The sequence below is a fragment of the Vicinamibacterales bacterium genome, assembly GCA_036012125.1.
Lineage (GTDB): Bacteria > Acidobacteriota > Vicinamibacteria > Vicinamibacterales > UBA823 > UBA11600.
Genome location: DASCOS010000021.1, coordinates 19,503 through 32,847, shown reverse-complemented (window position 1 = coordinate 32,847; position 13,345 = coordinate 19,503). Strand labels below are relative to the sequence as shown.

12 protein-coding genes are annotated in these 13,345 nt (G+C 56.2%); 5 read left to right on the top strand and 7 right to left on the bottom strand.

The window, feature by feature from the left end; genetic code table 11:
* The 6 genes from QGH09_08285 to QGH09_08260 all read right to left on the bottom strand — a co-directional run.
* A partial coding sequence (locus QGH09_08285; protein HJO18180.1) for a hypothetical protein occupies positions 1 to 628 on the bottom strand: 628 nt, incomplete at its 3' end.
* 32 nt (positions 629 to 660) lie between these two features.
* Entirely contained in the window at positions 661 to 1,143 is a 483-nt protein-coding gene (locus QGH09_08280) for a hypothetical protein (GenBank protein ID HJO18179.1), read from the bottom strand.
* 321 nt (positions 1,144 to 1,464) lie between these two features.
* Positions 1,465 to 2,601, bottom strand: a complete 1,137-nt coding sequence (locus QGH09_08275) for an aminotransferase class V-fold PLP-dependent enzyme (protein ID HJO18178.1) — start codon at positions 2,599 to 2,601, stop codon at positions 1,465 to 1,467.
* Positions 2,598 to 3,881, bottom strand: a complete 1,284-nt coding sequence (locus QGH09_08270) for a TRAP transporter large permease (protein HJO18177.1) — start codon at positions 3,879 to 3,881, stop codon at positions 2,598 to 2,600. Before QGH09_08270 ends, QGH09_08275 begins: the two co-directional genes overlap by 4 nt.
* Complete coding sequence (locus QGH09_08265; GenBank protein ID HJO18176.1) at positions 3,872 to 4,426, bottom strand: TRAP transporter small permease subunit; 555 nt, start codon at positions 4,424 to 4,426, stop codon at positions 3,872 to 3,874. The genes QGH09_08270 and QGH09_08265 overlap by 10 nt, the downstream gene beginning before the upstream one ends.
* On the bottom strand, positions 4,423 to 5,445 hold the full coding sequence (locus QGH09_08260; GenBank protein ID HJO18175.1) for a TRAP transporter substrate-binding protein: 1,023 nt from the start codon (positions 5,443 to 5,445) through the stop codon (positions 4,423 to 4,425). Before QGH09_08260 ends, QGH09_08265 begins: the two co-directional genes overlap by 4 nt.
* 108 nt (positions 5,446 to 5,553) lie before the next feature.
* Here QGH09_08260 and QGH09_08255 point away from each other — a divergent pair, with 108 nt between their 5' ends.
* Positions 5,554 to 6,813: an FAD-dependent oxidoreductase gene (locus QGH09_08255; protein HJO18174.1), complete on the top strand. Its 1,260-nt coding sequence runs from the start codon at positions 5,554 to 5,556 to the stop codon at positions 6,811 to 6,813.
* Between the two features lie 10 nt (positions 6,814 to 6,823).
* On the opposite strand, the gene QGH09_08250 is transcribed toward QGH09_08255, so the two are convergent.
* Complete coding sequence (locus tag QGH09_08250; protein ID HJO18173.1) at positions 6,824 to 8,455, bottom strand: amidase family protein; 1,632 nt, start codon at positions 8,453 to 8,455, stop codon at positions 6,824 to 6,826.
* A gap of 285 nt (positions 8,456 to 8,740) precedes the next feature.
* Here QGH09_08250 and QGH09_08245 point away from each other — a divergent pair, with 285 nt between their 5' ends.
* Genes QGH09_08245 through QGH09_08230 form a run of 4 tightly spaced genes read left to right on the top strand, consistent with a single transcriptional unit; the run spans position 8,741 to position 13,258 of the window.
* Positions 8,741 to 10,024: an efflux RND transporter periplasmic adaptor subunit gene (locus QGH09_08245; GenBank protein HJO18172.1), complete on the top strand. Its 1,284-nt coding sequence runs from the start codon at positions 8,741 to 8,743 to the stop codon at positions 10,022 to 10,024.
* Between the two features lie 23 nt (positions 10,025 to 10,047).
* Positions 10,048 to 11,274 (top strand): ABC transporter permease, encoded by a 1,227-nt coding sequence (locus QGH09_08240; GenBank protein HJO18171.1) that lies wholly within the window; start codon positions 10,048 to 10,050, stop codon positions 11,272 to 11,274.
* A 1-nt stretch (position 11,275) separates the two neighbouring features.
* On the top strand, positions 11,276 to 12,559 hold the full coding sequence (locus QGH09_08235; GenBank protein HJO18170.1) for an ABC transporter permease: 1,284 nt from the start codon (positions 11,276 to 11,278) through the stop codon (positions 12,557 to 12,559).
* A 12-nt stretch (positions 12,560 to 12,571) separates the two neighbouring features.
* Positions 12,572 to 13,258, top strand: coding sequence for an ABC transporter ATP-binding protein (locus QGH09_08230; protein HJO18169.1), 687 nt, complete (start codon positions 12,572 to 12,574; stop codon positions 13,256 to 13,258).
* Positions 13,259 to 13,345: the final 87 nt, after the last annotated feature.

The following is a 13,345-nucleotide window of genomic DNA, read 5'->3' as shown; positions in this document are numbered from 1 at the left end:
TTCTTACCTTCTGATAGGTGCGCTGCAGGTAAGGCTCCGGCACGTAATCCTCACCAAACGTCCGGAGGTAGCTTTCCGGATACTCGTATCCGTAATCCGAATCCGGGAAGAAACGTAACGTCGAGTGATAGCGGACCGCAAAGGTCGTTTCTTCGGGCACGTAGGGCTCAATGAGTTGTGCGCCCCACCACCCGTGGTCCGGATGGACAACATCCAGGATAACGTCATGCAGAAGACAGGCCAGGACCACTTTTTCATTCATGCCAGTCTGCAAGGCGCGCGCGGCACTCTGCTGATTGTGGGTTACCGTGCGGAACCGGTACTTGAAGAAATCGAGCAGTGTCGGCTTCTCGGGCATCGGCTGGAGCGCGGGTAGGTTCCCGTCACGGCCGCGCACGAAAAGACCACCGGCACCCCGGCGATTACGACGGGTAAGGTCTTTGTCCTGTTCGGCGAGTTCGGCAACGGTCGGATAGGTGCCCGTCTGCTGGCCCTGGTCGAGCATATGCTCCTCGAGCTCCTCTTCCATGAAGTGCTCGAGAGCCTCAGCTTTCTGCGAAGAAGTCATGAGCGCAACTGCAGCAGACCCACCAACGCTCTTGAAGAATTTACGTCGATTAATCTCCATGTTTTCCTCTACTCCTTTAAGTTCTAACGCTGCTACTGGTCATGCGCAGTGAGGTCCAATGTTATGTCGTCGACCAATATTTCCTTGACGTCCATTCCAACCGGTACCCGGAACGAAAAATTACAGGTGTATTCGGGTTCACGATCCATGTCGCTGAAAACCTGGGCCGTACGATACACGCGGCCATTAATGTCATGAATGGCCGGCCGAGGCCAGTTCACAGGGTCGAAATCAGCCAAAACCTTGAAGTCTAGATGAACGGTTACGAACTCGGTGTCGTTGGTGCCGGGTGCAATAACCCCGCGAACGATGTTTTCGCCGGGCGGGCAGTCCCCGAGAGGAACAACAATTCCCCGGTCCAAATGACCAATAGAGATCTCTAGGCCTTCGTGGACGGTAGCGCCATCTTGGGCACTACTAGGCGAGGCCAGCAAAAGGCTAGCCAGGACGACACAAGAACAAACTCCAGAACCAAACAAACCCTTTAGTATCATTTCAACTACACCCCATGACATATTCACTCATTAAGTTTCGAACCGCCCCATAGGATGCGCCTCGATCGGCTAAGTGTCAATAGTTTCCCTTTGTTTTTACCGGTGAGGTAGGCTTTCTAGGAGTCGGGAAGGCTGTGAATGCACCGAGAAATGGCGATAAATGGGCCAATATGACTTGGGTCATAGGTCGGTTGACCTAGTAGTGGTAGGGCGCACGATGCTGGGTAATTGGGGTCTGTCGATAGTGTGGGGATACTAATCAGGGTTGGTCCGTGAGCACTAGCCGGACCGCCTCCTCTTGCCCGGCGGTCCTTCCCTAGTTGGTGCCTGACGGAGGCTGTCTCAGGGCAGCACCTCGAGGAATCTCTCAATCTCGTTGGTGTCGTTGTAGAAAGATGGGGAGAGACGCAGTGCTCCCCGGCGGACGGCAACTTGGACGCCGCCGGCAGTTAGGCGTGCTTCGACGGTCGGCGCCGACACCGATGGGTGCTTGAACGACACAATGCCCGACCGTTCGGCCTTGGTGGCTGGGCTGAGTATCTCGTAACCCCGGCTGCGAAGTCCTTCGATGGCGAGCGACGTCAGGTCAAGTACGTGCCGTTCGACTGCTGGCATCGATAGTTCCAACAGCATCTGTACTGATGCATCCAGCCCGCGGATGGCCGGGAAACCCACGAGCGCTTCCTCGAAACGGCCGGCATCTGGCCGCAGGGTCAGCTCGTAGTCGGCATGGTCTAAGGGTTTGTCCACGCTGTGGTAGCCGACAATCGGAGGGCTCAGTGTTTCCAGTGCGTCCCGGCGGCAGTAGAAGATGCCGCTGCCGATCGGGCCCAAGAGCCATTTGTGGCCGCCCGCCGAAAGATAATCGATTTGATAGCGCGATACGTCGAGATGGAGGGCGCCGACGTGCTGGATCGCGTCGAGGTTCAGCCGCACGCGTCGGCGCTTGCAGATTTCACTCAGAGCGCCTAGGTCGAGACGAAACCCGTTCGAAAACTGCACTGAACTCAGGGAGACGAGGCGCGTACGCGCGTCGATTGCTTGCTCGACATCCTTTGGGGCGATGCGGCCCCGCCGAGCCTCAACCCACCGGACGTTTACCCCTCGCGGCCGGAGATTCAGCCATGGGTAGACGTTGGACGGATATTCGATGTCCGCGATGATGACGTTGTCTCCATCCCTCCAGTCGAGACCGTTTGCGACGAGTGAAAGTCCTTGCGTCGTGTTCGGAACAAACGCAAGCTCATTAGGCATCGCGCCGATCAGGTTTGCGATGCGGGTCTTGATTGCTCCATCTGCTTCTCGGCACCATTCGGGGTAATGGAGGCGTCCGTCCCTCTGGACTTCCGCTAGAAACTGACTCACTGCATCATTCACGCGAGTCGAGCAGGGTCCGATCGAGGCATTATTAAAATAGGCCCATTTCTTCTTGATGGGAAACTCAGCTTGGACAGTTTCGAACGTTGTTTGGGGCGTCATCGTCCGAGGACCAGGCCAGGAAGCCACAGACTCAGGCTGGGAACGAACCCAACGACCAAAGTGGTGAGCAGGAGGACGAGGTAAAAGGGCCACAGTGCTCGCACAAGCGAATGCATGCGGACCTTGGAAATCGCCATCACTGTGTAGAGGACGAGGCCGACGGGTGGAGTGAGTGAACCAATCATGATGGTTAGCACCACGACCACGCCCATGTGGATTGGGTCGATACCGAAGCGCGTAGCTAGCGCAAGAAAGGTCGGCACTGTCAGCACTTGCGCAGGAATACCTTCAAGAAACATTCCGATCACGAACATGGTGAGGATGATACAGGCCATTACGGCCGTCGGGCTCTCAATGAAGGTCGACACGAATGCCAGGGTCAGGTCCGGTGCTCGATGGACCACCACGATCCAACCGAAGATCATACTCGCCGCAATAATGAACAGCGTCGCTGCCGACGTGCGCACCGTCTCGCGTACGGCCGTCATGACCTCGGATGGTTGGAAGCGCAGGTAGCCAAGACCGACAACGACTGCGTACATGACTACAACGACACCCGCTTCGGTCGGGGTGAACACCCCAAGCAGGATTCCGCCGACGAGGATCAGTGGAGCTAGCATCGGCACCGCGGCCCGCCGGGTCGCGGTCGCTACTTCGGCCAAGGTTGCACGTGGCATGACGGGGCACGTGTAGGCTTCGCTCCGGCTGAGGCTGTAGATGAGCGCCATCATCGCGGCGGCCATCAAAAGACCTGGCACGATGCCGGCCAGAAACATGGCGGCGATCGACTGTTCGGCTAGAAATGCATAGAGGACCATGGCGATCGACGGCGGGACGACGGGGCCAATGGTGGCCGACGCAGCGGTGACGGCTGCGCTGAACGCCGGCGGATAGCCGGCTTCCCGCATAGCCTTGATCTCGACTGCGCCCAGGCCACCTGCGTCGGCGATGGACGAACCCGACATGCCGGCGAAGAACACCGAAGCCAAGACGTTCACGTGACCCAGGCCCCCGGGGAGGTGGCGCACCAAGGCTCCGGCTAGGCCAAAGATCCGTTCGGTGATTCCGAGTGTGTTCATCAGGTTGCCGGCCAGAATGAACAATGGAATGGCTAGCAGCGGAAACGAATCGACCCCGCTCGCAAGCTTCAGTGAGACATTGAGGACTGGAAGGTCTCCGGTCCAAAGGGCAACGAATGACGTGATAATCATCGCGTAGGCAACCGGGCAGCGGAGCGCGAGAAGGCCGATGAATAACGCGATGAGCCAGATCAGTTCCATGGCATTGATTGAACTTGAAACCGGCCATCTGGCTTAAACGGTTTGCGTCGGAGTCGCAGCAGTGCTTCGATGCCAAACAAGACCGTCGCAACGCCGCCAAGGAGCAGCGGAAGGAACTGCAGTGTGAACTTCGAACGCTGTAACGTGCCGTAGATCACGCGCTCCATGACCGGCTTGGTCTCGACGATTTGCGCGACGACGAGCAGGAGAGTCGTGAGGACTGCGAGTTCGACGACGATAGCGACCAGTCTGGCAGCCCGGTGGGGCAGTAGACCGGTGATAACGTCGATTTCAATGTGACCACGTCTTCGGTAGAGCGACGCAGCGCCGGTAAAGGTCAGCCAGGTTAACGCGACTTGGGCAATTTCGTCGGTGTGGCTCAGCGGCGTGCCCAGAACATATCGAAAGATCACCTGCGCTGCCAGCGCAGTGACGATGAGAGCGAGAGAAAGAAACGCCAGGCCGCTCAGCAAAGCGTCGATTTGATCGCAGACGCGCGAATACGCTGAGCGGTTGTGAAGCCCATGCACTCTGGGGATTTTCATTGCATTGCCTGAATGCGGTCGAACCACCCCACTGGGATGAGTCCTTCGGCTTCCATTTGTGGCGCCCGGCGACGGACCAGGCTCAGAAAGGCTCGCTTTGCGTCGGCGGGTAGTGGCGCGAAGCGGGCGCCCTCCTTGATCATCGCGAGCCGGTCCGAATCAAAACGGTCGTTAACGAGCCTCGCATGAAGGTCTCCGGCAGCACGGGCCGCCTCAATCACGATTCGCTGGTCAGCAGGGCCGAGCTCCCGGAATGCTGGCTCGGACACGTAAGCCGAGGCCTGAGGGAACATCATGTCGGCCTCGGTGATGAACGGCGCCACCTCGTGCAGGCGCATCGGATAGATGTCGTCACCGGATGCCTCAGTCAGATCCACGAGGCCCTGACTCAGAGCGAGATATTGCTCGAAGAAGGTGACTTTAACCGGAACTGCGCCAACAGCCGCCCAGTTTGCGAGAAACATCGGCAGGTTTGGCGAGCGTGCCCTCGCCCCTTCCATCGAGGCCGGGCCTGTTATGAACCGCCTACTGTGCAGCAGGTAGCGTGGCTTCCGATACCAGTTCATCGCCAGAACCCGAATGTTGAATTCGTTAAGGAGTTGTTGGTTCAGTGCACCAACAAGGTCGGAGGCGAGGAACCGGTCAAAGTGAGCCCGGTCGCGGAAAAGGAAGGCGATGTCGATGACGCCGTATTGTGGCAAGAGGATTGACGGGGCGGACCCGGACCCGAAGTAGAGATGCTGTGTACCTAGAGCCAGCGCTTCAATCTGTTGCTGGCCGGTCCCAAGCTGTGATGAGTCGAAGTGTTGAACAAGGATCCGGCCATTGGTTTTGTCCGTGACTTGTTGTGCGAAGTGACGCGCGGCAATGGTAGTGGGAGAGTCTGGTGGTGTAAGCGAACCGCTGAGCCAGCCGCGGACAGCAGTCGGGTCGCTCCCGCAAGCGGCCAGCCAGATCGTGCAGATGCACGTGAGAGCCGCCCAGACGGAGAAGTGTGGGATGGACAGACGCGGTTGCATGTGGACGGCGAATTATATGTCGAGGAACAAAGATCGCCGAAAACCGGGTATGCTGATGTTCCGATATCGCTCCGTGTATGTAAGCCGGTTCCACGTAGAGGAGATTGGATGGAACGACGGACGCTGCTCAAGACGGGAAGCCTAGCCGCTTTAGGGTTGGGGTTTGGCGGCTGCGCGGCACGTAGTGGTGTCGAGGTTGCGCCCTCAACACAGTTTGTCAACCTCCCGCCCGTCAAGGCCTCATGGGACCGGGTGATTAGAACCACCGTCGGCCTTCGGCCTTTTCGCCCGTCGGGCTTTGTATTGAAGACCGAGAAATTTGGTGCCAAGACGGTCATTCACAACTACGGGCACGGCGGCTCCGGCCATTCACTCGCGTGGGGTACTGGCTCGCTTGCCGCTGATCTGGCGATTGAGCATGGCGATCGCGGTGTTGCTGTTTTGGGCTGTGGGACTGTTGGCCTCACCGCGGCGCGGCAACTCCAGCGCCGTGGGTTTGACGTCACGATCTACACCGAAAAGACCCCGCCGTATACCACCTCAAATATGGCGTGGGCTGGCTTCACACCGACTTCAAGTTTGGTGAGCGCTGCGGGTCGTACGCCTGCCTGGGAAGCTCAGTTCAGACAGGCAGCGGAGATCTCTTATCGACAACTTCAATCAATGGTTGGTCCTCGCTATGGGATTAGTTGGATTGATGATTATGGGATGATGGATTCTGCCGCGCCTACGCAGCGCCGCTCTACCAGACGGGACCGGCCCATTCCTGAGCCAGAGGGTCTCCTGCCATCGCAACTAGAGACCGGGCGAAATATCCTTGGGCCTGGTGAGCACCCGTTCCCATCACCATACGCCAGTCTGGGTGTCCGGATGCGTATCGAGCCCTCGATCTATCTTGATGCGCTGATGCGCGATGTCATCCTTTTTGGGGGAAAGATCGTGATTCGGAAGTTTGAGAGTCCGGGCGATCTAATGACGGTCGACGAGTCGCTGGTCATCAATTGCACTGCACTTGGTTCTCGAGAACTTTTTGGTGATCAGGAGTTGACTCCGGTAAAAGGCCAACTCACATTTCTTGTGCCGCAGCCAGAAGTGAATTACATCATCAATGGAATGTTACGTATTCCGGATGGCTCGCTTCACCGAGTAGGCACGATGCCACGGAGCGATGGAATTGCTCTCGGCTTCATGGCTTTGAGAGGGGTCTGGTCGCTAGAACCTAATGAGGACGCCATTAAGCGGACCGTCGAGGCTCATATTGCGTTTTACGAGGTGATGCGAGGAAGGCGGCCTGGTATTCTGACGCGTCGCGCTGAAGTCTCGCGCGACATTCCAAAACTCGAGAGTTTTTTCGGCCTGGACTCTTAGTGACCAGGCTTCAATCAGGCTGGCTATTCGACTTACTGGCGACGTTAGGTGTGTGGATTGGCAGCCGGCGCGCGTGCGTGAGTTGTTCGAACGCGTAGCCCAGAGACAACAGTCTCGCTTCACTGAAGGCTCTTCCTAGAAATGAAATCCCCACCGGGAGCCGATTACCGGTAAAGCCAGCTGGTACTACTAGGTCTGGAAATCCCGTGAGGTTAGCATAGCGAATCGGTGATGGGCGCCGTTCACCGAAGCTCGGCGTGGGGTCGGGGTTGAGCCGTGTTGGACGTCTCGGCTGGGTCGGATAAAGGATGGCGTCGAGATCCTCAGAGTCCATCAACCCTCTAACAATAGTTCGAATAAGCGGTAAGCCGTGCTCATAGACCGCTTCGTATTCGTGGTCTGAGAGTTGGCCGCTATCCACTTCGCGCTCCATCAGACGCCAGCGGCTCGGATTTGGTAGCGCGCCTGGGTTTGGTGAGGTGATGCGTGTCGTCTGTTCAATGATCTCAGTGAGTGTATCGGGGTATTCGGCATTTAGTGTTGCTAGGTATTTAGGTAGTTGCGCCCGAAACTCGCGGTAACGAATAGTGGTGTAAAGCGCGTTGTTCACTTCGAGTAGCCATTCTGGGAAGCGGACGTCGACGATAATCGCGCCAGCATTCCGCATGGTCTTCAACGACGCTTCGATAACCCAATCGACGTCGGAATCTTGACCGAGAAAGTCACGGGCAATTCCAAGCCGAGCTCCGTTAAGTGCGCGAGAGTCCAGGCCTTCGGTGTAGTCCGTCTGAAAGTACCCTTTGCTTTTCTGTGTTGCATCGTCGGCGTCGTCGACCCCAGTCATGACCCCAAGGGTCGCGGCCACGTCGTAGACATGGCGCGCCATAGGTCCAGCCATATCAAAAGACAGCGCCAATGGGATGATTCCATCACGGCTCACTAATCCGTGTGTGGGCTTCAACCCGACGATCCCGTTCGCCGTGGAGGGCATCCGCACGGAGCCCCCAGTGTCAGTGCCTAGGCCGACTTGCGCGTAGGCGGCGGCGATGGCAATGCCTGTGCCACCGGAGGAGCCGGCTGGAGACCTGGTAAGGTCGTGCGGATTGCGCATTGGGCCGCCGAGCGAGCTCTGGGCGCCTCCAGATGCGAATTCGCTCATGTTGAGCTTGGCGAGCACGATCGCGCCGGCCTCTCGAAGTTTTCCAACAATGAACGCGTCATCAGGTGGCATTGAGCCTGCGAGCAAACTGGAGCCAGCTGTCGTAGGCATGTCAGCTGTGTCGAGGTTGTCTTTCAACACGATCGGAATACCATGCAGGGGCGAACGTGCCCCATGTGCCCCGCGTTCGATGTCGAGCTCTTGGGCACGCGCAAGTGCTTTTGGATTCAGCGTGATGACGGCATTGAGCATTGGACCATCCTGATCGAACGCCTCAATTCTCTCGAGGTAAAGTTCAACCAGACGTTCGGACGTCAAGGTGCCCGCATCCAGTGCTTGATTGACCTGCTCAAGGGTCGCTGCTGTGACATCAATGGACTGTGCCCATGAGTAGGAGACCGGGGCGATTCCGATTAGAAACGTTGCGACTAGGGACCTTGAACTAAGGGTTAGTCCAAGCCAAAAGGAAGAAAATTGAGTCATAAGAGTGGCGCCATCATATTCCTGTTCCTAGGAGAGTCCCACGCGAGCGGGGAGCATTGAAATTATAGACGAATCCCATTAAGACAGAGATGACGGTTGGGGCTGGTCGGCGATCTAGGTAAACGGACGATTGCCAAGACTATTACATATAATAGAGAGTTGTTGTCTTGGATATTTCTAGGCATATCTACGAAACTTTCTGGTCAGGTCAGCGAGGACCTTCATTGCGCTCTGTGTGAGATCGAGATGGTCTCTACAGGAATAATCGTAGTTATTTAAGGATTTATGGCGAAAAGGACGAAGTCTTGGGTTCTTCTGGTTGTAGCGGTAGTCGTGTTAAGTGTGGCTACCTTTGGTTGGTTCCTCTATCGGGACCGTTCACAGACAGAACCAGTTCAAGTCGAGGGAATCGAGCGGCGGGACCTCGTAGCGACCGTAGCTGCGTCAGGCAAGATCGAGCCTGAACGCATGGTGAATATCAGTGCAGATACGATGGGCAGAATTACAGACCTTGCTGTCGAAGAAGGTTTGCGTGTAGAGCAGGGTCAGTTTTTAATGCTCATTGATCCTGAATCGGCCGAGAGTGCAGTGGAAATGGGCGCTGCTGGGCTCCGGGCTGCACAGGCCTCACTGAATACACAGCGCATAGCGGTTGAAACAGCGCAAGCTAATCTTGACCTGGCACTTCGTAATGAAGCGAGAGCGCGTGAGCTGAATCGGGATGAGATCGTATCCGTAGAGGAACTCGATCGAACTGAGAGTGAAGTTAAGATTCGGACGAGCGAACTCGAGGCGCGGGAAACGGAGGTGCGTGCACAGGAGCAGCGGCTGCAACAAGAAATGGCCAATCTTCGTAGCGCGCGCCACGTGTTAAGTAAGGTCACCATAGAGGCGCCGATGGCCGGCATGGTTACTAGGCTTAATATCGAACAGGGAGAGACCGTTGTTGTTGGCACCATGAACAATCCAGGCACGATCTTGATGACGATCGCCGATCTGTCAGTGATTCTGGCAGTAATGGAAGTAGACGAAACCGATATTCTCGACGTGAGCCTGGGGCAGCCAGTGTCGGTGCTTATTGATGCATTGCCCGATGTTGAGTTCTCCGGTCGTGTCACGAAAATCGCATCTAGTGCAATTCAGGCGTCAACGACTCCTGGCGCTTCCGCTGATCAACGGGGTACCAATTTTGAGGTAGAGGTCACTATTGAGGATGAAGTTCCTGGTGTCCGTCCAGATTTTTCCTGCACGGCCGAAATTACCACGGCAACACGAGATGATGTAATCGCAGTCCCGATTCAGGCACTAACCGTACGCGAGGACGAGCAGGAAAACGAGCAGGAAGGCGTCTTCGTTTTTCGAGATGGCGTAGTAACTTTCGCGGCGGTTGAGGTTGGAATTGCAGGTGAGCGGTATTTCGAAGTGCTGTCTGGTTTGAGTGAGGGGGACGAGGTCGTCACGGGTCCGTATAGCGCAGTGCGGGAGATTGAAGATGGCGACCGGGTGGTTCTCCAAGATGACGCCGATGACGATGACGGCTGGAGCTTTAGCATCAGCATTGGTTCGTAACAGTCCGCGGGCTAGTTCACTCCATGTCCTACTTTTTTGAAGCTGTACGTTTAGCCTTTGGGTCCATCTGGTCCCATAAACTACGGTCCCTTCTGACCGTGCTGGGTAACATTGTGGCGGTGATGTCGATCATCGCTGTCGTCACCCTCATTCAGGGCATGAATGTTGCGGTGAGTGATGCGATTACGTCTGAGGCGGGCGCGGATGCCTTTATGGTCGAACGCGTAGGAATTATCACTGACGAGGATGAAGCTGAGCGTGCGCGACGCTTGAATCCGAGAATAACAATGGACGACGCCGTCGCGATTCAGGAGTACGCCGAATCGGTTGACGCGGTGATGGCCAAGGTCGAGCAACGAGGGCGTGTTACTTATAGAGGTCGCGAGCTGGACCGGACACGCATCGAGGGGGTTAGTGAGAGTTATACGCAGTTTTCAAATTACGGCGTTGAAAGAGGCAGACTCATTACGCCGACTGAGATTCGTCGTCGCCGGCCTGTCGCGGTGTTAGGTTGGGGTGTCGCGGACCGATTATTCGAAGGGGAAGAGCCGCTTGACAAGACCATTAAGGTGGAGGACCGCCACTTCAGGGTTGTCGGTGTTAGTGAAAAGAAAGGTGCCGTTTTCGGTCAATCGCAAGACGAGTTTGTCGTTGTTCCCTTAGGCGCCCAACAGCGGATTTTTGGAATTCGGCGTAGCCTTTCTCTAATGATTAAGCCAGAGGAACCCGGGAAGATGGACGAGGTAATGGAGGATGCCGTCGTGGCACTCCGGATCCAGCGCCAACTTAAACCGGCTGAGGACAATAATTTCGGATTGTTTACCTCGGGAACGATTCTCAATTTGTGGGAGACAGCGACCTCGGGCATTTTTGCGGTGTTGGTTGGTGTCGTTGCGCTGTCGTTGGTCGTGGGCGGCATCGTAATCATGAATATTATGTTGATGCTCGTGACTGAACGCACGCGTGAAATCGGCCTACGAAAAGCACTTGGGGCCCGCCGTCGAGACATCCTGTGGCAAGTGTTGGCTGAGTCCGTGACGCTATCGGTGGTGGGTGGTGTTTTCGGGATTTTGCTCGGCTTAGGTATAGCGCTCGCCATCGAACAGACCACGCCGGTGCCAGCCGCCGTGCAAGGATGGTCGATTGCTCTTGGTGTTGGGATGACTGGAGTAGTAGGACTGATCTTCGGCTTATACCCCGCGATACGTGCGGCGCGGTTGAGCCCGATCGAAGCACTCGGAAAGGAATGATGTGAAGCTGCGGGCCGCGCTGTTGAGGGAGATCGGAGTGATGGCCTTTGAAACGCTTCGAGCGAACAAGATGCGCTCAGCGTTGACGATCGTAGGGGTTGTCATTGGGATCACAGCGATCGTGGGTATGACGTCGCTAGTCCGAGGATTCGACCGCTCGTTCCGCGAGATGCTTGAGGGTCTCGGGCCGAACACCATTTTTGTTGCGAAGTTTAGCGGGATTAGTTTTATGTCAGGCAATGATTTCATTGACCTGATTCGTCGGCCCAATCTGACGCCGGACGACGCGCGAGCGCTTGAGCGGCTTGAGTCAGTACGGTTCATAGACACCATGCTAGGAAGTGGCCTCAGTAATAGCCGCGAGCGTATCTCCTACCGAGGCGAGGAAACAAAACGGATACAGATTTTGGGCGCCACTGAGTATTTTGCTCAAGTCGGCTTCATCCCACTTGAAGCTGGTCGTTTCTTTACGGCTGGGGAGCTTCAACATCGACGCGCAGTGGTGGTGCTGGGGCAGACACCGCTCGAGTCGCTATTTCGCTTCACGGCGGACCCAATCGGAAAGAAAGTGCGCGTAGCTGGAGAGCAATACACCGTTATAGGGGTCATGGGGCCGCGTCCAAGCCCAGGGGGCTTCAATGTGGGGCAAGATGATTTGGCGGTCATTCCCTACACCCGTTACCAATCCCAGTTCGGGGTTGCATCACTCAATTGGAGTGGTGGGCAACATCGCGACGTAACCATTACCGTGGTTCCCCGGGATGGGCAGCGTGCGGTGGCGCTTCGGGAGATTGAAGAAGTCATGCGGATCCGTCACGGTCTGCGTCTCGACGAACCGAATGATTTTGACCTGGTGACGCAAGATGCAATGGCGCGGATCTGGCAACAGACTACGCAGGCAGTGTTTTTGGCTCTTGTTGTGATTTCGTCCATTGCGTTATTGGTTGGCGGAATCGGCGTTATGGCAATCATGACAATGTCGGTTACGGAACGGACGAGCGAAATCGGCCTACGCAAGGCACTAGGGGCTAAGCCGCGGGAGATTCTCTGGCAATTCTTAGTCGAGGCCTCCGTCTTAACGTTAGCCGGGGGGGTGCTGGGGGTGTTACTGGGCAGCGGCACTGGACTTCTGGTGCATTTCATTTCAGGGTTTCCGATTTCGTTGCCTTGGTGGTCGTTTGCACTGGGTCTCGGTTTTTCGGCGACCGTTGGTCTAGTGTTTGGTATGGTGCCAGCCATTCGCGCTTCTCGCCTCGATCCGATCGAGGCGTTGCATCACGAATAAGGACGGGGCTCAGTGAGTCTGATTGAAGTAGAGGCACTCTCGAAGAGCTATCAGATGGGGTCGGTGGAAATCCACGCTCTTCAAGGTGTCAACCTGACAGTCGAGCGAGGTGAATATATTGCGATCATGGGCCCGTCTGGCTCGGGAAAGTCAACGTTTCTCAACCTCTTGGGCTGTCTTGACACACCAACAACTGGGCGCTATGTGCTGAACGACCACGACGTTAGCTCGATGGCTGAGGACGAACTTGCACAAGTCCGCAATGAAGAAATTGGTTTTGTCTTCCAAACGTTTAATTTGCTAGCTCGAGCGACGGCACTTCAAAACGTTGAGCTGCCGTTGGTCTATGCGGGTGTAACGGCACACGAACGTCAGGCTCGTGCACGGGAGGCTCTGGAAAAAGTCGATCTTCTTGACCGGGTGATGCATCGGCCGAATGAGTTGTCTGGTGGTCAGCGTCAGAGAGTAGCTATTGCGCGTGCGCTCGTGAACGACCCATCAATCATTCTTGCTGATGAGCCGACAGGAAATCTTGACTCAGTGGCAGGCGCCGATCTTCTCGAACTTCTTGACGGTCTGCACGCAAAAGGCCACACCCTATTCGTCGTGACGCATGAGCGAGATGTTGCTGAGCACGCACGGTCAATCGTCCATTTGCGTGATGGCCAGATTGAGTCGATCGAATCTCGAGAGGGGTGAGAGCATCCGTAGTGTCAGTGGATCAGGGTCTTTCGAGGCAAGTGACTGGCTACTCGTCCCACACAGAAATCAGCGTTCTGTTGTGTC